The sequence below is a fragment of the Bacteroidetes Order II. bacterium genome, from assembly GCA_016788705.1.
In the GTDB taxonomy this organism is placed as follows: Bacteria; Bacteroidota; Rhodothermia; order Rhodothermales; family UBA2364; genus UBA2364.
The window spans coordinates 33,885-55,970 of record JAEUSQ010000041.1; the positions used below are offsets into that span (position 1 = coordinate 33,885).

The following is a 22,086-nucleotide window of genomic DNA, read 5'->3' on the forward strand; positions in this document are numbered from 1 at the left end:
AAAGTATCGCCAGGTCAGACACTTAATTATACAATTACGGTTACGAACATTGGCCCGAATCCGGCAGAAAACGTTCGTGTAACGGATATTCTACCTGCTTCGCTAAAGTTTGTATCGGTTGCCAATGTACCTGCTGGCTGGACCGTTCTGGCGCAACCCGCAGCTGGAGCTTCAGGTCAGGTGGTGTTGACTGCGGCAAATGTGCCATTAGGCTCTTATACCTTTAACATCAACACATTGGTGGACAACGCGGCAACCAGTCCTTCCTCCGTGAATAACGTCGCTACGGTGCTCTCTACGACGATAGATCCGAATCCGTCGAATAATTCCAGTGTTGTGGAAACTATGATTGGTGAGCCACAGAATCGGGCCGATATCTCTGTGACGAAGCTTGGTCCAGCGACCGCGCAACCAGGCAATAACATTACCTATTCGATTCTGGTAGCGAACAACAGTGCAACCATTTCTGCCCAAAACGTGGAAGTTTCGGACGTCTTGCCTGCCAATGTTTCCTTTGTTTCTATCACTGGTGTACCGGGTTCGTGGACCGCATCTACGCCGCAAGCGGGTACTTCTGGAAGCATTTTGCTCTCTACAGCAAGTTTTGCTCCGGGTTCGTTCCAAGTACAGATAACGGTGAAGGTGGCAAACAATGCCGTAGCTGGAACTGCCGTGGTCAATACGGTTGTGGCTACTTCCTCCACACCGGATCAGAATACGGTAAATAATACCAGTACCGTAACGACGACCATCGAACAACGTCCGGGTGTGGCCAATCTTTCAATCCAGAAACAAGATGACCGTGACCCTGTACGTGCGGGAGAATCCATTACTTATACCATTACGGTGAACAATGCCGGACCCGATTCTGCACAAAATGTGAAGGTGACGGATACCTTGCCTTCTGGAGTCGTCTTCCGTTCGGTAAGTGGCGTTCCCGTAGGATGTAACGCGAATACACCACAAGTTGGGACAAATGGCTCTCTCTTGCTTGCCTGTGCAACGGTTCAGCCCGGTAACTTTGCCTTCCAAGTGGTTGTGGACGTGAATGCTGCCATTCCGGAAGGTACCCTCTTGGTGAATAATGCCATTGTAACTTCGGAGACCAACGACCCAGATGCTTCTAACAACATCGCAACACAAACCACCCAAGTGGGCGGAAGCGGTGCTGACCTTAGCATTATCAAGTCGGACTTTCCGGACCCAGTAACTCCTGGAAACCAGTTGAAGTACACGCTTACGGTACGTAATGCTGGCCCTTCTACGGCAAGTAATGTGACCATCACCGATGTGTTGCCGGGGAACCTTCGCTTCTCGAGTGTGGTGAATGCACCTGCCGGATGGGCACTCGGTGTACCAACCGTTGGTACAAATGGTATCGTTCGGCTTACTGCGGCTAACTTCCCGGTAGGATCCTTCTCCTTCGATATCATTGGCGAGGTAGATGCAAATACTCCTACGGGTGATGTTATTGCAAACACGGCATTCATCAATAGTATTACACCCGATCCGAATCCGTTGAACAATGCCTCGACCGTAACAACCAATACGCCGGGGACACCGACCGCACAGGCCGATCTGCAAATTGCCAAGACCGATAGCCCCGACCCTGTAGATGCAAATGGAACCATCACTTATACCGTCACTGTGACAAACTTAGGCCCGGATACAGCGCGGAGTGTGGTCATTAATGATCCACTTCCCAATACCCTAAACTTCCAATCGGTCTCTGGATTGCCATCAGGGTGGTCGGTTGTTTCGCAACCTGCAGTAGGTGGGAAAGGAAACCTTCAACTCTCTACGTCGAGTTTTGCACCGGGCTACTTTAGCTTTACGGTTCGGGCAACAGTGGACGGAAACGCGGTTCCGGGAACGGCTGTCTTGAACGGTATCGGCATTGGTGCTGTTACGGGCGATCCGAATCCATTTAATAATAATTCCTCGGCGCAGACTTATATAAAGATTCCGCCGCCAGGAACGACAGACCTTACTATTGACAAGAGTGACGTGAACGATCCGGTCGCTCCGGGTGGAACCATCACCTATATCGTTAAGGTTACGAATAATGGACCGGATGCGGCACAAAACGTGACCATCTCGGACGCGATTCCTGCGAATACCACCTTTGTGGGTCTAAACAACCTTCCGGCTGGATGGACCATTACGAATCTGCCTCCAGTGGGTGGAAGCGGAACGCTTACACTTGCCAACTCCTTTATTCCGGCAGGTGGTGTCTCTAACTTTAATGTTCTGGTTCGGGTGAATGCCGGATTGGCAGATGGAGCCATCATTACCAATACGGCGGTGGTGAACTCTTCCACAACATCCGAAACCAACTTGAACAATAACTCGGACACCGAGACAACGACCATTAAAACGGTAACGGGTCCCGATCTCTCGGTGACAAAGACCACTGGTACACCTACGGTTGAGCCGGGTGGCTTAATTACCTACACCTTGACGATTACCAACTCTGGGCCTTCTGCTGCTTCCAATGTGACGGTAACGGATGCCTTGCCTGGTGAACTGACTTTTGTAAGTGCCTCTAATGCACCACAAGGCTGGAATCTTACGCTACCAGCATTGGGTACGAATGGAACCATAACCATGAGCACGCCAAACTTTGCCCAAGGTACTGTTACCATTAACATTACGGGCCGAGTTGGCGGACAAGTGGCTGATGGAACTATTATCGCAAACACCGCAAGTGTTAGTACAACTGGTGGAAACCCAGATCCAAACCCGAATAACAATAGCTCTACCACCACTACCACGGTACAAGGGCCTAAGTTCTCGGATCTATCTGTGGTGAAAACTGCGCTATCGGGCACGGTTCTTCCGGGAGCAACCCTCACGTATAACCTAACGGTTACCAATGCGGGGCCTGCTGTTGCTCAGAATGTAGTGGTAACAGACGTATTGCCCTCCAATACTGTCTTGGAGAGTTTTACAAACCTGCCCACAAACTGGACCGCAGATACTTCGATCCCAGGCAGTGTTATCTTCAGAACGGCGTCTATGCCAATCGGAACCGTAACCATGTCTCTTATCGTAAAAGTAGCGCCAACCACGCCTGCCAATACGGCACTGATTAATAATGTAACGGCTTCTTCCACTACGCCCGATCCTAATCCGGGAAACAACGGAACCACTACCGTTACCATAGTAACTGGAATACCTACCAGTAGTACGGCAAACTTGACGGTGATCAAAACGGCATCGCCCAATCCGGTGGAAGTGAATGGTATCCAGACGTACCTGATTACTGTGATCAACCAAGGTCCGGATACGGCGGTAAATCCGGTTGTAGCGGATAACCTGCCAGCAAATGCCAACTTCCAAAGCATCAGTAATGTGCCAAGTGGTTGGAGCATCACCACGCCATCGGTTGGTACCAGTGGTCAGATAAAAATGACTGCTCCATCCTTCCCTGTAGGCTCCTTTACGTTTATCGTGACAACCAGAGTATCGGCAAGTACAACCAATGGCCAAGCGGTAATTAATGGTGCAACAGTTGCTTCTACCAGTAACGACCCGAATCCGTCGGATAATACTTCGGTAACGGTAACCGTAGTGAATACACCGCTCCAACTGGCTAATCTCTCGATTACAAAGGTAGCAAATGCCTCACAGGTTGCACCGGGTGGAACGATTGATTATACCCTTTCGGTAACCAATGCCGGACCTTCGGTAGCACAAAATGTGATTGTTCAGGATGTTATCCCAGCCAATACAACCTTTGTAGCGCTTACAGGGGCAATAGGAGGTTGGAGTGTTCAAACACCAGTTGTGGGTACGCGCGGCGTGGTGACGCTTCGGGCGTCGAATGTCCCTGTTGGTACGACGCTCTTTGTGCTGCGGGTTAAAACAAATGAAGGACTCAATGCCGGAACCCAAATTGCTAACGTAGCTTCGGTTCTTTCCGATAATCCGGATACAAACCCGAATGACAATGTGACGCCTCCAGTTGTTGTAGTTATTTCTGGACCGCAAGGACTTGACCTGAGTATTCGAAAGGTTGCAAACAAATATCAACCGCAGAATGGTGACTTGGTAACGTTCAGTATCACTGCTACAAACAATACCATTGGCACCACAGCGACCAATGTGGTGGTCACAGACCTTCTACAAACTGGTCTTTCGTACTTCGGTTCAACGGCAACGCAAGGATCGTATAACCCTGCAACTGGACGGTGGACCATCGGAACTCTGACAGGCGGCCAGAACGTTACCCTTCAATTGCAAGCAACGGTAAACGCTAACGCACCGGCAATTGTAGTGAATACCGCTTCGGTCACGGGTACAGAAATTGATACAAATCCAACCAACAATGTATCAACAGTGTACCTGAATCCGGTTGGATGCTCCAGTGGCCACGATGGAGGGATTGAATCTGAGGGTTCGATGGCCATCGCGCTGGCCAATCGCCTTTACGAACGTCGCTTCCAAGCGGCCCTCCTCGAAGAGAAAGGGGAACTGCCTTCGTTTAATATCTTCACGCATGGTGAAACGATTTTGAACAAGACAGATGCGAATCCGGATGGATTCAAGTTGAACTGGACAAATTCTGCCGCCGCTGCAGGCCGTATCGGAACATTAATCCCAGATATTGGTCCGGAAAATAGCCAAGCAATTGATAACACACCTACCGATCTACCACGCATTACCAATGCCGTCGAAGTGGTAGGGGTGGACTACTTCAAGCAGGAAGATAGCCGCTTTAAGCGACTCGGTGCGATTCTCGCGATGACGACGCTCGGCACAGAACTCTACGAACATACCAAAGCCGTCTGTGACCGTTTTGGTGGTGGGGAACTGCGCAGTGTAGAACACATTGACGTGAACGGGCAGCCATTTGTGATGATTCATACCTATACGCCAGATGGTAAATTAGACTATGGAATCAGTTTTGTGGCTTACAAAAAAGCAGGAACTTGGACCATAGACAGCCGCCATGTTTTGGCTGATTACAAAGTGCAGGCTGGAGCCGAAGAAGTATATAACTTCCAAGTTTGGGGTTCTGTGCCTAACTATGCTGAATTCCTGCTGAAAGACCTGTTAAGCAGAATGGCAGTACAGGGGCCTGTCACGTATCTGAACACGGCGCAAAACAAACCCGAATTGCCGGATGTGTACATCAAGTCTGGACGCTATGAGAGTGGAAAACTGATGCTGAATGTTGTGAACAATGTAGGCGCAACGGAACTGGTACTAACCGGAAAAATTCGGACCAGTGAAACGGTTCCTGCAGCCAATGCCCAAACGGCTAGCATTCGCATTCCGCTACCTGCAGGCACTCACGTAACCGTTGAGGCAAATGTGGACATTAACGGGGATTTTGTGAACGATCCAATTTACGATGTCCCGTTTGTGGTCTCGAACAACAAAACGGCTACCAAAGACCAGCTCTACTTTGCAGATGGTACTTGGGCGTACAATAGTTCGTTGGGGAATGCGAATGTGAGCCTATTTAATACCAGTGCTCAAGCCTCTTATGTGCCAGTGAGTGGATACTACTACCTCAATCGTGCAGCCGAAATTACTGGTACTGTATCCGACTGGGTAAGTATGTATCGCACGTTGCGTCCAGGTGGCTCGCCCGTTGATGTTAGTTCCTACGACTTCATTACATTCAATGCCTCCGGTTCGGGTACCGTAGAAGTACAATTACAAAAAGCGGGGATCAATACCTGGGATCACTTTAGCAAGACGATCTCGCTCAGTCCTACAACGCGGAAATACACCATCAACTTCTCTGAGTTTGCCCGTGCGAATGGCGTGCGTGGCCAGTTCAAAGCAAGTGCTACGGATGTAAACCTGCTGGCGTTGTACATGCGTGGCCGCAGCGCAAATACACCTTTCTCAATGAAGATCACGGATGTGCGCTTCGGAAAGATTGGTGTACCGAACGAAGCATCGGATGAGTTGCCAAGAACAGTAGCGCTGAATGGAAACTATCCGAATCCATTTAATCCTTCCACCAGCATCAGTTTTGAATTGCCGCAAGCCATTGAGGTTCGTCTCGAGGTGTACGACCTGCTTGGTAAGCGTGTATCCACGTTGGTTGATGGGTTCATGAATGCTGGACGCCACGAAGCAACGTTCGATGCTACCAATCTACCAAGTGGTACCTATCTCTACCGCCTGACAGTTGGCAATGCCATTCTTACGAAGAAAATGACGCTACTGAAATAAGTAGTGAAGGGTAATATCGTAACGGGCACTTCTGTAAATGAGGTGCCCGTTTTTTTTAATTACCGCTTATTATTCTATCAAAGCCTCAAAACCAGATTGTTGCTCGCAAAGTTGAGGATACTAAAACAGAAGAAGACACCAAGCGGCTAATGAGAGAGGAAAGGCGGGTGTTGTTATGATAAACGCTGTACGCCCAAGCGGTACATCTAAGGAGAAGAATGTACCGCGAACAGAAAAATATTTTTTAACTACATCGTGTAATGGTTCTGAAAAATCCAATCTTGACGGAATGTTTTGGTAGGCTTAGTCTTTGAGGGTTAAATACTTGTAAAAATAGATAAATTAAATGTGAATAGAGTGATTCTCAGAAACGTTAATGAGCCGCTTACATCAATCGCTAATTAGGAGCGTTATGGGCAATCTACTATCCCAAAAGACATAACCCCTACGTCTGCGTGAGGACAAGGGTTATAAGAAATTGGTGCTTCAAAACTGCGTTGTATTGATGACCGTGGCTAAAAATTCTGGAAGGAGGTGGAATGAAAAAAGTCAAGACCGACGGCGGCTTGTGGGTTTAGCAGAGGCCGTTTCTGGACGAACCAAGGCCAAGTCAATCTTTCTAGAATCTACGTCTGCCTTTGCTACGAGAACACGTATAGGCTCACCAATACGGAACGTTTTACGATGGCGTCGGCCAGTGAGGCAATAGCGCTTCTCATCGTAATCATAGAAATCGTCATCCAGATCGCGAAGTGGAATCATGCCTTCCACCAACAATTCGGTGAGGGTAACATAGATGCCAAAATTGGTTACGCCACTAATCACTCCGTTGTATTCCGATCCAACATGTCGAAGCATATACGCCGCCTGCTTTAAGCGAATAGATTCGCGTTCGGCCTCTTCGGCCTCTTTTTCTTTGGTGGAACAATGTAAACAAGACGCACGGAGTTGGTCTTCATCCGGTAAAGTGGCTTCTGGAATGGCGTAACGTTTTAGTAGTCGGTGGGCAATTAAGTCAGGATAACGCCGAATTGGTGAAGTGAAGTGGCTATAAAAAGGGAATCCAAGTCCATAGTGTCCGATGTTCTCTACCGTGTATTTGGCCTTAGACATGGCCCGCAGGGCTGCATCTTCAATAAGAAGTGCCTGTGGTTTCCCGTGGACTTGTGCCATCATTTCATTCAGGTCTGCTGCTCGAATATTACCGCTTGTATGGGGCATCACATAGCCAAAAAGTTTTAGATACTCCGCCAATTGAACCATCCGTTCTGCATTCGGTACATCATGGGTACGATAGATAAAAGGAGGAACTTGTTTAAAGGCGTGATTAATGTGAATGGCCACTATTTTATTTGCTAATAACATCCATTCTTCGATGAGCCAATTAGCTTCTTTCGTAATTTTTGCATATATTTCTAGTGGAGTACCATCGCCTGCAAGTTTTACTTTAACTTCTGGCCGATTAAAGCGAACAGATCCATTGGCAAACCGATCATGCCGTAAATGTGCCGCAATGTTCCAAGCAAGAGCAAGGTCGGGTGCAAAAGGGTGTGTGGTGTCTGTTCCTTCTAAAATTGCTTGGGCTTCTTCATAGGTAAAACGTTGTTGGGAGTGTATAATGGTTTCAACAATCTGATAGGATTGCACTTCTCCGCGCCCATTTACTTCAAACAGAACAGAGAAGGTAAGTTTGTCTTCATTTGGTCTTAAAGAGCAGACGCCGTTCGAGAGTTTTTCGGGGAGCATGGGAATAACCCTGTCCACCAAATAGACACTGGTTGCACGCAATGATGCTTCCTCGTCAAGGGCAGAGTGGGGCTGAACATAATAGCTTACATCCGCAATATGTACCCCAACCTCAAACCGATCCTCCTCCAGTTGCTCGATGTGTAGTGCGTCGTCAAAGTCTTTGGCATCATAAGGATCAATCGTGAAAACGCGCTTTTGGCGTAGGTCTAGCCTACGAGCTTGTTCGGATGCTGGAATGGAAAGGGGGATGGCTTCTGCGGCGGCTATGACACCCGGCGGAAAATTGGCCCTAATATCACGAGAAAGGGCCAACGAAAGTACCTGCACGTTTGGATCGTCCGATTTGCCAATGCGTTGAAGTACTCTTCCTTCAAAAACGCCTAAATGTTGATTAAAGCGTTCCATTGATATCAATACAACATCTCCATCTTGGGCATCTGTTGGATCTTTCGGGCTGATCAATACGTCTGAAAGTAAGCGTGGATCTTGTGGCCGAACATACCGAAGCCCGTCTTCTTCGTCTTCAATAAGGGTTCCAACGGTTTGCGTCCGCTTTCGGGATACAACTTCTTCTACTCGGCCTTCCTGTCTGCGATTACTCCTGCGATTGGGTGCAAAAAGGCTTATTTTTACGGTATCTCCGTCTATGGCGTACCCCAAAAGCCCTTGTGGAATGTAAATATCTTCTTCAATTCCTTCGGTGGTAACAAAGCCAAAGCCTTGTGGGTGTACCGTAAGGGTGCCTGTCTGAAGGTGGGGCATCTGATCTTGGAACTGGATTTTTCCACCGGAAACTTTTGCAAGATGACCTTCCGCAACCAATTCGGACAGTTGCTTCTGGAAAATTAAATAGGCTTTTTGGTCTCGGATGTTGAGTCTTTTGGCTAAATCTTTTGGGCGAAAGGATTGGTTTTTGTTCTTAGAAAGAACGGTTAAAATTAAATTGCGAATAATATGGGGTTCTGGTTTCATGTTAAAGTCAGGATAAAAGTTTTAATGCCCATCAGTGGGTGGTGCCCATCAGTGGGTGGTGCCCATCAGTGGGTGGGACGAGCAATTGCTGCAAAGGCGCTATCTGGGAGTTCTGTAATCGTTCTGCGCTTTTTCCGCTTAAACATCTTGTTCCAGTTAGAAAAAGTACGTTGTAAGTTAAAACCAATCCCTACGGACTCCCCAGAAACCACATCATTTGTTCCTAAAAGGCGGTCGTTTTTGCGGTAAAAAGCCTCTATAGAGACGTATGGCGAGATTTTATATTCAAAAACAACTTCGCCGCTGAACTGATTTTGAAGGGCGCCGTCTGCATTGTCAAAATTAGGCACGATGCCTTCTCCACGGATTACAATGCGTTCATCAAACAAGCGCAGGGCAATACCCGCCTGAAGCCCCAGCTCGTTTAAGCGGGTGATGTCTTTTCCTTGATAAATGCCAAGATTGATGTCGGCATTGGGAATCACTTGGTTTACCACACGGTTTAGATAGGCCGATACCAATTGGGCCAAACTGGTAAATACCACTTGTTGCCCAGCCTCCGAGACGGTGGCGTTGGGATTGTTCGGGTTGATAATTGCAGAGGCCAGAGAAAATGAGTTAGTTAGTAGTACACTAAAGGCATACGAGGTTGCACGATCTTCTCGATTAAATTCCGTTTCAAGGCCTGCATAGTTGCCAAATTCTCCAGCACGTTGATCACGATCAATTGCTAAACGCAGATCAACGATAGGTGAATTAACGTCTCCGTTAATGTCCATCCCCACTTTTATCGGAATACGGGAAACATTCTGGGTATCTAATCCAGGCAAAATGCCTTCGAGGCCATCCGTTCGGGCATTTGTTTTGTAAGAAGCTGGAATGGCCAAGTGGGCATTAATTGGATCTCCGGACCACGTCATGCGTCCACCGCGTTCAAGTTTAAATGGTTTTCGGAAAATGTCGAAGGCAGTAAAAAGATAATCCCCAGATTCTACATTAAAATCTCCAAACATCTTAAAACTGGCATCAACGTATTGCATCTGTAATTCCCCAAATCCAACTGCATGGATGACATCGTTCAGGAGAGGATCAAAGACCAGATGAATCGTAGAACCAGAAGGTGCTCGGATATTGGCATTCATTTCTAATCCATCAAGGAAAGTCCGTTCTCCTGTCCCACGTCCGGAAAGTAGGTTCTGCCGTTTAACAGGCTTGGGTACTTGTCCCAACGAGTCGGTGAAGGTGATAAAAACTTCATCATTACTTAAGCCACTTCCTGTGATCGGAATAAACAATTGGCTATTGGGCGTGGTCGTAAGGTCTGGCGCATCAATAAATGCTTTGTACAATGGGCCTTTTATCGAAGCAGGGCCTGAAGCCCAAATGTATCCGTACCAATATAAGTCTTTAGAGTCTCCCACATTAATGAGTTGCAATTTGTCTAAGTTAAAGGCCATATCCAACGAAAAGAAATCGTAATTATTAAACAAAATGCTGCCATTAACACCAGATCTTCCCCCTGTTTTATCTGCAATCGTCATGCTGTTCAGGTGTATCCCACGTTCATCCACCGAAACAGGGCCAGAAAGCCCATATTCTAAATTAAAATAGGGTACTAAAAAATTACTTTCTACTAAGAATAAATCTGCAGCAAAAAGAGGCTTTTCAAAATTACCATGTATGGTTCCGGAACCATATCCCCAACCTGTCACCCGGTCAATTTCGTTCGGAAATAAGGTTTTGAAGAAGAATAAGTCCAAACGCCGTAGGTCTAAGGCCACGTCAATAAACCCCGGATTCCGATTTCCTTTCTCTTTGCTACCCGTGGGTAGCCCGATTCTTCCAGAGGCGTCTATGTCGGTGTTCCGTACCCAAAAATTAGTTTGCAGGGGTTGTCGGGCCTGTAAATTAAAAGATAGAACGTTTTTCGAAGGTTCAAAACTCCCCCACAAACGCAATGTTCCAAAATCGGTGCCGTTCAATACACTGTTTTCGACCGTGATGGCGCCGTTCAGGTCTGGAGATTGAAAGAGTTTGCGCACGGAGAATTCACCTTGTACCGTACCATCAAATTTATCACGCCCTTTCATGTTACGGGTCAAGTCGCCGATATCAATGTGTTCAACATAGACTTTTACCTCATCTTCGGGTAAAGCGGATACAATGCCATTTGCGCGAATGGTGTGGTTGGGCATCTTAGGATTGTTGTCGAGCCTTTCCACCATCAAGTTATTCAGGATGATGGCATCTGCATATAAATCAATGACTTGATCTTTTGGAATTCGCCATTCATAGGCTGTTGAAGACAAAGAAAGTTCCACAAACGTAAGGCGATTTTTGTCTTGTAGTAAGTCAAGATTGGCCCATGTCCGTAATGCGCCTAATGTTGCTAGATTAGACGAGGTGAGGTATAATTGCCCACCCCCATATTGATAACTGAATTCAAGGTTGGTCTTGCCAAAATGTTGACCTGCTACCACGATACTGTCCAATCGCCCGATGACGGAAGCTTGAAGGTTATTCGTCAGGTTGTAGGCATATTTGCTATCAGCAGAAAAAGTAAGGTCAAAGTTTTTTAAACGGGCAGTACCGGCAGATAAGGAGTCTCCCCGGATGTTGAGTTCGACAGAACTGGTGTTCGGGCTTCCGAGGGAGCGCCACGTCAATTCCACAGAATCATCAAAATAAGGGAAGTTGGGTATCAGGTTGGTGAGAAAAGCACCACGTTTAATTTTCACGTAGGCTTCGGTAAGTTTTGGTAGCCGATCAAGGGGGTGTGGGCCCATTTTTTGGGCCATTTTGTTGCGCTCTGAATCTATGGCGGCCCAATTCATCACAGGTAGCGCCTGAGAGGAGTCTGGCCGAAATCGCTTTGCTTTTTCAGCGGTAATGGTTCTATTAATGGCATCAAGCCAATACTGACCCATTTCCAAAAAGACATCTAATTTGTAACCACTTTCTAAAGAAACCGTAGCCAAATCTCCAGACATTTCCAGATTGATTCCTTTTTGGGCATTTTCACGGACGTTGAGGGTGGTGAATAGTTCGGTAGTACGGGTTTCTTTCCCGTTAACTACGAAAAGAGAAGGTTTTAAGTCCAGAATGGCGCTACCCTGAAAGTCGGAAAGTTTGCTGCCAGAACCAGTTAGCTCAATTCTTCCAGTTAACCGGGTAGTGATGTTGGCCTTGGGGTCAACCCATCCAATATTAAACCGTTCTGTTTCGGCACGGACATTAAAACTGGGTTTTGAACGCTGCAAATTGATCTTCCCTGTTGTTTGTACATACCCCCCTTCTTTTGCCAGCATGGCCAATCCATCAAATTGACGGTTTTTAATACGGCCATCCAATCGTAAAGAATCTGCTTTATACCGATCAAAGGCAACATCACGGAGGCGCAGGAAAAGTTGGGCATCAAAATCTTCTAAACGAGTCCCAGAGCCTTCAATTCGTGATAGTCCGGTAATACGTGAAGTTAATTTGGGATTTTGAAGAACAAATCCCAAATTAAGGCGATCTGTATTAAGGTCTAATTTATAAAATAAGGGTGTATTGCCTGAGCTTCTCAAATGGGCAAATCCATTAATCTCTCCCGTCTTCGGGTGTTGAATGCGGAGGTTGCTCTTAAAGGAAAAGTCTGGATTGGTGAGACCAATGTGTCCGCCACCGTCTAATGAAATACTTACCTTTCTAAGGTGTCGGAAAGAGGCCAAACCAGCCTTGGGCAACCACCGTTCTAGATCGGGGAGGGAAAGGAGGTTATCCGTAATACCCAACCGGAAGGACACAGAATCTCGGTATGTGGTGGTTTCACCTCTTCCAGAGAAGATGGTCTCGCCTTGACGAAAAGCAATATTCTCAAGGGTGTAAGTTGGGTTTTGTCCACGAACTTTTAGGGCAAGTGTCAAATCCTGTAAAGGGAGTTTCGGAAAAAGCGTCTTCCAGTCATCGGCACGAATATCGGCCTGTTGAAGATTTATTTGGAAAGGCGCATTTTTAAACAAGGTCAGATTAAACGGTTTCGCAGCAAAAGAATTTCCACGCGCAGAAGCCCTTAGTCGGATCGAAGACCCTCCGGCCTGAAGGAAAAAATGGTTTAAAATGGCTTGGTTTTCATCAAATAACAATTGCCCTTCTAGTTTTCGAAGGGTGAAACCTTGTTTCGGGAGTTGAAAGGAAAGCCCCGTTAGGTCTATTAATTTATAAGGCTTACGCCAATCTAAAGACGCACTCAGGTTTAGATCAGAAACCTTGGTGTGGGTAAAATCAAAGACCTGACCTTCTTGTACGAGTTTAGGGGGTGAGGCATCGCTTGATGTTTGGAGGATACCTTGTCGAAGGTTGATCTCGGCAGAGGCAAAATTCCATTCAATCCGATTGGGATTGGGGGCGCGTTTGTTTCGTGGCTCAAAAACCGAAAGAATGTCCCAAGTGCCTGAAGGCTGCTGGTGTATGGTGATATTTGGTCGGAATAAGGTGATCCGTCTGATCGAAATTGTCTGTTCGAGCATACTCCACCAATCGGGTGACGCAACAAGCGAGTCAATCGTGGCCACTACCTTACCCGTAGGTGTTTTTAGGACTACTTTTGTAGCAAAAAGTTCATTTAGGAGGTTGCCTTGTAATTTTCCAATCTCGATACTGCCTTTGAATTCTTGATTAAAAACCTGTATTATTTGTTCTCGGAGGGCGTTTCTACCAACGCGGGTTCGGGTTAGCCCCCAATAAAGCAACAAACAAACTGTCGCCAGAAAAAGTACAAGGCGCAATAATCGAAAGGGGGCACGGTATATGTGTCTAAGCGGCAACGGTGGGTCTTAGGATGATAAAGTGACTTTACGTCTGGTTATAGATGACATTGACGGAAGACCGTAAATAAGGATTCACAGGTGTATGTTGGCGTTTTAAACCAATTGCCGTATTTGGTTTCCCTTCCGTTAAAAATGCTCAAAAGGAAGACAAGGCAAACTTCCACGCTGCTTGTATGGCTTGTTGTTCAACGTCTTGGGTAACATATGCCGCACCAATTTTGGAAAGCAGCACAAATCGTATGTTCCCAGATTGTGCTTTTTTGTCAGCTTTCATGGCCTCTATAAGCGCTGCAATCTCTAAGTCTTTTATGGCAGCCGATATGGGTAATGCTTTTACTAAACTCAAGGCCTTTTCAAATGGAAATTCCGGATTTTGGTACTTACTTACATGTAATGCAGCCGCTATGCCAATCGTTACCGCCTCGCCATGTAAAAACGTTTTATAAGCGGTTACTTGTTCTAAGGCATGTGCAAAGGTATGCCCAAAGTTAAGATGGGCGCGTATGCCTTGCTCCGTTTCGTCTTTGGACACGATTTTCGCCTTTATTTCAACAGACCGACGGATCAGGGGTGCTATTACTTCAGGTGTTCGGTTTAAAACCGCTTCCCATTCCAAAACCAAGTTGTCAAAAAGGGCTTCATCGGTAATAAGGGCATGTTTAACTACTTCTGCCAGTCCACTATGCCATTCTCGGATAGGCAACGATTGGACAGTATCCACGTCGCACAACACAAAACGGGGTTGGTGAAATGCACCAATTAGATTTTTTCCCACCACATGGTTAATACCGGTTTTTCCACCAATAGAGCTATCTACTTGTGCCATAAGGGTGGTTGGGACCTGAATAAAAGGTACACCCCGTAAAATAGAAGCCGCTGCAAATCCCGTAAGGTCTCCAATAACGCCGCCGCCTAAGGCTATCAACGGAGTCTTTCGGTCTGCATAACCCAAAAAGTGATCATATATTGCCGATAAATAGGTGAGCGACTTAGTGGTCTCGCCCGCAGGAAAGACAATCCACTTTGGTTGATAACCATTTGCTACCAAGGCCGCTTGCACCTTCGGACGATATATTTTTTCAACATGCTCGTCGGTTATAATGCCCAGTTGAGGGTTTTTCAGCCCGTGCGCTTGCATTAAGTGTGGCAAGTCGGTTAAGTGCTGAAAATAGATGGAATAACTCCTGTCTATGGTCGTGGGTAAGGGAAGAAAAAGAGGAGGGAACATTTTCATAAATTTGGAAGGTGGATCAGGTCGTTTTCACTACATTAAGCAAAAAAACAGGTTGTTAAGCTATGCAAGAAGCCGAGCAAGTATTGCCAAGAATTTTAGACTTTACCAAAAGCCTGATGGCCCAAACACTGAAAGAAGGCGATGTGACCATTGATGCAACACTGGGGAATGGATATGATGCCCTTTTTCTTCGGCGGCAAGTGGGAAGCACTGGCTTTGTCTGGGGCTTCGACATACAAGAGACGGCGCTTAAAGCAGCCACCATACATTTTAACCACCATTTTCCAGGTTCTACAAACCATTCCTTTGTCTTGAAAAGTCATGCGAATATGCGCGAAGTCTTGGGAGAAGGAGCCGTTGGGAGCATAGGCGGGGTGATGTTTAATTTAGGGTATTTGCCGGGAAGCGACAAAACAGTGGTTACCCAATCAGACACAACCCTTTCTGCTTTGGAACAAGCAATAAAATTGTTACGCATCGGCGGACTGTTGACGGTGGTTGCTTATCCAGGGCATGTGGGTGGCGCAAAGGAGGCTATAGAAGTATTACGATTTTTTATGGACATACCTGCAAAAACAGGAGAGGTGGTACAATATCAATTCTTAAACAAACAAAATCCTGCTCCGTTTTTGTTGGCGATGACAAAAAAATGATTATTTGGTCTATAATAAAGATCAAACTTTATAATTAATTCTATTTAATCTGGGAAAATAAAAAAATATTATCAATAATGATCATTCAATTATTTTAGATCTGATCATTCAATATAATTACGCTACAGCATGTTGTGAAATGGTCTGTCCATTTTCTTATTCTATTGTATTTCCAAGCCAAAACCTCTAAGTGGTTTGTTGTATTGTCCAAAGATGTTCGTAAGAAAAAAATCAGGTCTTGTGGAGTAAGGAAAATAGCAACGGTTACTTCTGGGGACTCAACTGATTGTTCCTTTTTATGGTTTTGTTGTTGGGAACATTTTGTGAAGCGTGGTAGGGTAGGGGTATTTCCCAAAGAATATGCAAAATCATCCAACTTATTTTTGTAGTTTACAAAGATTAATCAGCATTCAAAAATCCTTGTGCCTTGTGGAAATTGTCAGTCATGCTATGTTGCTGGATTTGTCTGAAGCGGCTTTGGATCGGGTCATAGAAGCCTTGGTCTTTGCCTCAGATACGCCCCTGACATTTGCCGTTTTTGCGGAAGTACTTGCTCGCGCAACGGGTATGCAAACAGTACCTGATGAAGCAGCATTAATAGCTGCCGTGGAAAGAATTAATATCCGTTATGCGAATACAGGAAATGCGTTGCGGATTGAAAAATGGGCGGGTGGATACCGTATGGCCACCATTCCCGAAGTAGCTCCGTTTCTTCGCACGCTTTTTGCAACCCGGACAATCCAAAAACTCTCACGATCGGTCATGGAGACCCTTTCGGTAGTAGCCTATAAACAACCCGTCACCAAGCCAGAAATTGATTTTATCCGAGGGGTAAACTCGGATTATGCCCTCCGACGATTATTGGAAACCGGATTTATTGAAGTGGCTGGTCGAAGCGATGCCGTAGGACATCCTTTACTTTATGCTACAACAACTTTTTTTCTCGAACAATTTGGTCTTGCGGATATTTCTGGTTTGCCTCAGTTACGTGAGGTCGAAGAGTTGTTAAAAGATCCTGCATTCGAGATGGAGAGAGAGGAATTGATCAAATTAGAGAAAATGGAAGCCCACGAAGCCAAACAACCCCAATTACATGCCATCCAAGACCCCCCGACCTACTGATTTTTCTTCCACAAATCGCCCTAAAAAAAAATCGGGTAGGATGGAAGTGGCCGATACGACTAAGCCTCGTGCTGCGCGTCCGATGAAGCGGGTGCCTAAGAAAGGGGATAAATCCGGTCAAAAACCGTTGGGCGAGGCGATTACAGTCCCCATGCGCCTAAATCGCTATCTTGCGGCGTCAGGTGTTGCCTCACGAAGAAAGGCCGACGAATTAATTGCATCGGGACAAGTTTCTGTGAATGATCAGGTCGTAACCGAAATGGGCGTGGTGGTAGCGCCCGGCGATCGGGTGGTGATGAATGGCAAAACCCTAACCCCTCAAGATTATCTTTATATCCTGCTTAATAAACCGGAAAATACCATTACAACGGTGGAAGACGATCGGGGACGAAAAACGGTAATGGACTTGGTGGCGCTTCCCGAAAAACACATGGCCCGTATTTATCCGGTCGGGCGGCTGGACCGCGACACGGTGGGCGTTTTGTTATTGACCAATGACGGCGAACTGGCAAACCGATTAATGCACCCGCAATTCGAAATAGAAAAGTACTACCTCGCCGAGACTGCCAAAAGTGTAAAACCTTCTACGCTGGAGATATTGATGGATGGGGTTGAATTGGGAGAAGATGGCTGGGCGAAAATGGACGAAGCTGATTATATCGCTCTCCCTGAACGTACCAAAATAGGGATTAAACTTCATGAAGGTAAAAACCGACAAATCCGACGTATGCTCGAAGCGGTAGGCCACGAAGTGAAATTCTTGGAACGGGTGCGCTATGCGGGATTAACCGTCGAAGGGTTGCGACGGGGGAAATGGCGACATCTTACGCCCGCAGAGGTGCGACAACTACGAAAAATGGTCAAACTCCGGTAACCAGATTGATGGCCGCGCAGATATATAAATACTGTTGGAAATGGGTAATCTTGCTTTTTGCCCTTGCTGCGATCGCATGGTGGTTTGTGCAAAAACAATGCTCTGTTAGCGATATAGAAGAGATGCTTTCGCAATACGTCTTGAAGCGTCGGCTTGGTGCTTCTGCCTATTATAAAGATCGGGTAACCTTTTTTAACTTGCAAACAAAACCTTGCCGGGTGGCTTTGTTGGGGGATTCGTTAATCGACATTGGTGATTGGGCCGAGTTGGGGCAGGACTTCGGCGTGGTGAATCGTGGAATCTCTGGTGATACCATTATTGGTTTAACGGCTCGTCTTCGAGAAAGCCTTGCTTGTAACCCACAGAAAGTAGTGGTACTCATCGGGATCAATGACCTGATTGCCGGAGCGTCGCCCGAAACGATAGAAAACGGTCTCAAAAATCTCTTACTTGTCTTAAAAAAAGAACAAAAAGCCCTGATCTGGCATTCGCTTTTGCCCATAAACGGTGCAAAGTTTTTGCATAGTTTGCACCATGGCGAAATGTTTAATCGAAAAATCCAGCAAATCAACCACAACCTTCGCGCCTTTTGTTCCATCCATCACATAGAAACAGTGGATGTTTTTATGAAACTCGTTGATACAACCGGACAGTTACGGCCAGAATGGACACACGACGGACTACATCTAAACGGTCTTGGGTATCTTGCATGGTACAAACAACTTCAACCTTTTTTAAAAGTATAACTATTTCACGAACATAAATCCATAAAACCGTGTCATCCAAAATTATCCGTGAAGGTCTTACCTACGATGATGTGTTGTTGCTTCCAGGGCGCTCTAATGTGTTGCCTCGTGATGCCAATTTGAAAACACGTCTAACGAAAAAAATCTACCTAAATATTCCTTTCCTCTCGGCTGCAATGGATACCGTCACCGAGTCTCAAATGGCCATTGCAATGGCACGGGAAGGCGGTGTAGGGGTTTTGCACAAAAATATGACGATTGAACGTCAGGCAGGAGAAGTACGTCGTGTTAAACGGTCTGAAAGTGGGATGATTTTAGATCCGATTACCTTGCGGCCGGAAAATACCGTAAAAGACGCAAAAGAACTGATGGCCAAATTTTCCATTGGTGGAATTCCAGTGGTGGATGAAAACCGGACTCTATTGGGTATTGTTACCAACCGAGATCTTCGGTTTGAGCCGACTGCCTCAACCAAATTGGCACAAATTATGACGCGTACTCCGCTCAGAACGGCTTCCGTTGGTACGTCATTGGCTATCGCCGAGGACCTACTCAAACAATACAAAATTGAAAAATTACCCGTAGTGGACGAACACGGGATGTTAAAAGGCTTAATTACCTTTAAGGATATTAAGAAAAAACAAGCACATCCATATGCGTCTAAAGACGATCATGGGCGGTTGCGGGTGGGTGCAGCAGTGGGGGTTACGCCCGATACCTTGGAACGTGTAGCGGCTCTTGTGGAAGCCGGAGTGGATTTTGTGGTGGTGGATACTGCTCATGGCCATTCGGAAGGAGTACTGAATATGGTTTCGGCAATCAAGACGATTTATGGAGATTTAGAAGTGCTCGCTGGTAATGTCGCAACGGCTTCTGGCGCCCGCGATCTGATAGAATCGGGAGCAGATGCCGTGAAGGTGGGCATTGGTCCAGGTTCCATTTGCACAACCCGCGTTATTGCGGGGGTAGGGGTGCCACAATTCACGGCTGTGTTGGATTGTGCAGAGGTGGCGGCCTTATATGATGTGCCCGTTATTGCAGATGGTGGGATCAAGTTAACAGGAGATGTCCCCAAAGCTATTGCAGCAGGTGCAGATACCGTCATGATTGGCTCTTTGTTTGCAGGTGTAGATGAAAGCCCCGGACATACAGTGTTATACGAAGGGCGTAAATTTAAAGCATATCGCGGAATGGGATCATTGGGGGCCATGAAAGCAGGAAGTAAAGACCGCTATTTTCAAGATGCCGAAGACGATATCAAAAAATTGGTGCCAGAAGGCATTGAAGGCCGGGTTCCTTATAAAGGCACCCTAAGCGAGGTGATCTTTCAAATGAAGGGCGGCCTTCAAGCAGCAATGGGGTATTGCGGCTGTCCCACCATCCCAGACCTCCGAGAAAAGGCTCGTTTTGTCCGTATTACTGCATCTGGTATCCGAGAAAGCCATCCGCACGACATTATACTCACGGAAGAAGCGCCTAATTATAGTTCCAGAAGATAGGGATTTTTCCTTGTGTTGACCTTGTAATAATTCCTACCTTTAGCCCGTGTTCAAACCCTCACCACCTCCTTCACGACCAATATGATTCCGGAAACGCCTCACCTGCGCGTCTTGGTCATTGCCTACTATTTCCCCCCTATGGGTGGAAGTGGTGTGCAGCGCATTACCAAGTTCGTCAAGTACCTTACCCAATTTGGGTGGGAACCCGAAGTACTAACTGTAGAACCCCAAGGGTATTTTGCCTACGATGAAAGCTTGTTGGAAGAAATTCCTGATGTCCCCATTCATCGGGTGGCCTCAAAAGATTTAAATCGCTTGTTCAAAAAGGGGACAACCATTGCCATGCCGGCGTCTTCTGTTCAGAAAAAATGGTCGTGGCTCAGTGGCTGGACGATGGTCCCAGATTCCAAAATCGGTTGGAAAGCGGATGCGGTTGAGGCAGGGAAAAAGATTCTGGAGAACAAGCGCTTTGATATGATTCTTTCAACAGCACCACCTTTTACCGCGCATCTGGTGGCGATGGAGCTGAGCCAAGTCAGTGGTGTACCGTTTATCGCCGATTTTCGCGAACCGTGGTTAGATAATTCGCGGCTGAAAATGCCTACCCAACGCCACAAACGGAAACACTTGGAACTCGAAACCAAAGTTGTAAGACATGCCTCACGGCTGGTAACCATCAATAGAGGTATCAAAGAAGGTCTTATTCAACGCCACACAGGTGCAGGTGGATACAATACCATCCAAATCATTTCACATGGATTCGATCCAGAGGACTTTCCGGTACACGGAACTTATATGGACGGCATCATGCGTTTTGTGTATTCGGGTATGTTTTATGATGCACAAAAGCCGGATACGTTCTTGCATGCTTTTCATGATTTTATCAACCGACGTCCGGATGCCGCGTCTCACGTGTTGGCCGAATTTGTAGGGTTGACACCTGAAGACGGTCCGGAATTGGTTCAAAAACTAAAACTCGAAGACCATGTTGTCTTTGAAGGATATATCCCACACCGATTGGCAGTGCAAAAAATCTGGTTGGCAGATGTGTTGTGGATGACCTTGGGAGACCAGCCCCATGTGGAAAAAATGTCCACGAGTAAATTATACGAATATTTTGGTACACAAAAACCTATTCTTGGACTGGTACCAGAAGGCGAAGAAGCCCAGCAAATTCGCGCTTATGGCGCAGGGGTTGTTGTGGAACCGCAGGACATTCGTGCAACCTCAAGGGCTATTGAGCAATATTACGATTTATGGCGAAAGCGGTCCTTGCCTCGTCCTGATGTTGGATTTGTGGGACGCTTCGATCGCCGTTTACTCACCAGAGAACTGGCTAAGGTAATGTCGGGTGTCTTGATGCAAATGAATGAATACTATACCACGCTCTAAGGCTGATCCTGCACATGTAAAAGTAGCATTGGTGCATTTGTTATTGGCCAGTATTGCGGAACATGCTTCGGTGATTTTGGCCATGCTTCAGGCTTGTGCGTTGGATTTTGAGTGGCCGCCCGAATTGTCCGAACGCGTTTATCAGGCCGGGACAGAAGGCTTTATTAATGGAATGGAGCATGGGAATGGTTACCAGCCTGAAAAAAAAATAGCTTTTACCCTAATAGATACACCAAGCAGGGTGGAATTGGTTATCCAAGACCAAGGAAGGGGGTTTAACCCAAAAACATTACCAGATCCGCTTGTGCCAGAAAATTTATTAAAAGCTTCTGGACGCGGCATTTTTTTGATTAGACATTGGGCAGATGAGGTCCAATTTGAAGACGAGGGCAGAAGGCTTGTCCTTCAATTCTTTAAAACGGCTTAGGATGTTTTTGCCTCAGTAGAAAATCCTAAGCAAGGGATTCATTTCCGTCAAGGCTTTCACTCCCTATTCCATCGTTAGTCAACAAATTTTACAAGTCATTAATTTCATTATCATTCAGTCCTGTCAATTCTGCAATTTCTGACGTTGACATTCCCTTTTCTTTCATTTTTTTTGCGATCTCAAGATTTCTTGTCTCGATTCCTTTCTCGATTCCTTTCTCGATTCCTTTCTCGAATCCCTCTTGAACGCCTTCTTCGCGAGATGTATCTACCACATTTTTCAAATCGCGGTAGTATTTCAGGCTGTCTTCATATGCAACTCTTTCCTGTGGTGAGAACTTGGCTATTTCTGCCGCCTCGAATAATTTTTGAAATATCCTGTCCTGTAGTTTTGGTGGACGGTCTCGGAGGTT

Annotated in this window: 12 protein-coding genes (1 of these 12 cut by a window edge); 8 read left to right on the forward strand and 4 right to left on the reverse strand. The window is 46.3% G+C overall.

From position 1 onward, the window contains the following. A protein-coding gene (locus tag JNN12_11365) for a DUF11 domain-containing protein (protein ID MBL7978928.1) crosses the window boundary here: on the forward strand, positions 1-6,195 show its end. Its footprint begins 25,500 nt before the window's first position; 6,195 of the gene's 31,695 nt are visible here — the last part of the coding sequence; the start codon falls outside the window, past its left edge; the stop codon is at positions 6,193-6,195. Between the two features lie 549 nt (positions 6,196-6,744). Here the strand turns inward: JNN12_11365 and rnr are convergent. From rnr to aroB, 3 genes are all read right to left on the reverse strand, one after another. Further along, complete coding sequence (gene rnr / locus JNN12_11370; protein MBL7978929.1) at positions 6,745-8,916, reverse strand: ribonuclease R; 2,172 nt, start codon at positions 8,914-8,916, stop codon at positions 6,745-6,747. Between the two features lie 65 nt (positions 8,917-8,981). Further along, positions 8,982-13,652, reverse strand: a complete 4,671-nt coding sequence (locus tag JNN12_11375; GenBank protein ID MBL7978930.1) for a translocation/assembly module TamB domain-containing protein — start codon at positions 13,650-13,652, stop codon at positions 8,982-8,984. A 211-nt stretch (positions 13,653-13,863) separates the two neighbouring features. Further along, positions 13,864-14,961, reverse strand: coding sequence for a 3-dehydroquinate synthase (aroB, locus tag JNN12_11380; protein ID MBL7978931.1), 1,098 nt, complete (start codon positions 14,959-14,961; stop codon positions 13,864-13,866). Between the two features lie 62 nt (positions 14,962-15,023). Here aroB and JNN12_11385 point away from each other — a divergent pair, with 62 nt between their 5' ends. The 7 genes from JNN12_11385 (at position 15,024) to JNN12_11415 (ending at position 21,674) form a co-directional block, all read left to right on the forward strand. Next, positions 15,024-15,614, forward strand: coding sequence for a methyltransferase domain-containing protein (locus JNN12_11385; GenBank protein MBL7978932.1), 591 nt, complete (start codon positions 15,024-15,026; stop codon positions 15,612-15,614). Positions 15,615-16,043: 429 nt separating this feature from the next. Next, entirely contained in the window at positions 16,044-16,736 is a 693-nt protein-coding gene (gene scpB, locus JNN12_11390) for an SMC-Scp complex subunit ScpB (protein MBL7978933.1), read from the forward strand. Positions 16,737-16,887: 151 nt separating this feature from the next. After that, the gene (locus tag JNN12_11395) at positions 16,888-17,610 is read left to right on the forward strand and encodes an rRNA pseudouridine synthase (GenBank protein ID MBL7978934.1); all 723 of its coding nucleotides are present in this window, start codon (positions 16,888-16,890) and stop codon (positions 17,608-17,610) included. 50 nt (positions 17,611-17,660) lie between these two features. Then, entirely contained in the window at positions 17,661-18,356 is a 696-nt protein-coding gene (locus JNN12_11400; GenBank protein ID MBL7978935.1) for a hypothetical protein, read from the forward strand. A gap of 29 nt (positions 18,357-18,385) precedes the next feature. After that, positions 18,386-19,855 (forward strand): IMP dehydrogenase, encoded by a 1,470-nt coding sequence (gene guaB, locus JNN12_11405; protein ID MBL7978936.1) that lies wholly within the window; start codon positions 18,386-18,388, stop codon positions 19,853-19,855. 81 nt (positions 19,856-19,936) lie between these two features. After that, a complete protein-coding gene (locus JNN12_11410; protein MBL7978937.1) occupies positions 19,937-21,247 on the forward strand; it encodes a glycosyl transferase family 1 in 1,311 nt (436 codons plus the stop codon). Further along, positions 21,225-21,674: an ATP-binding protein gene (locus JNN12_11415; GenBank protein MBL7978938.1), complete on the forward strand. Its 450-nt coding sequence runs from the start codon at positions 21,225-21,227 to the stop codon at positions 21,672-21,674. Before JNN12_11410 ends, JNN12_11415 begins: the two co-directional genes overlap by 23 nt. Positions 21,675-21,762: 88 nt before the next feature. On the opposite strand, the gene JNN12_11420 is transcribed toward JNN12_11415, so the two are convergent. Further along, a partial coding sequence (locus JNN12_11420; protein ID MBL7978939.1) for a PD-(D/E)XK nuclease family transposase occupies positions 21,763-22,086 on the reverse strand: 324 nt, incomplete at its 5' end.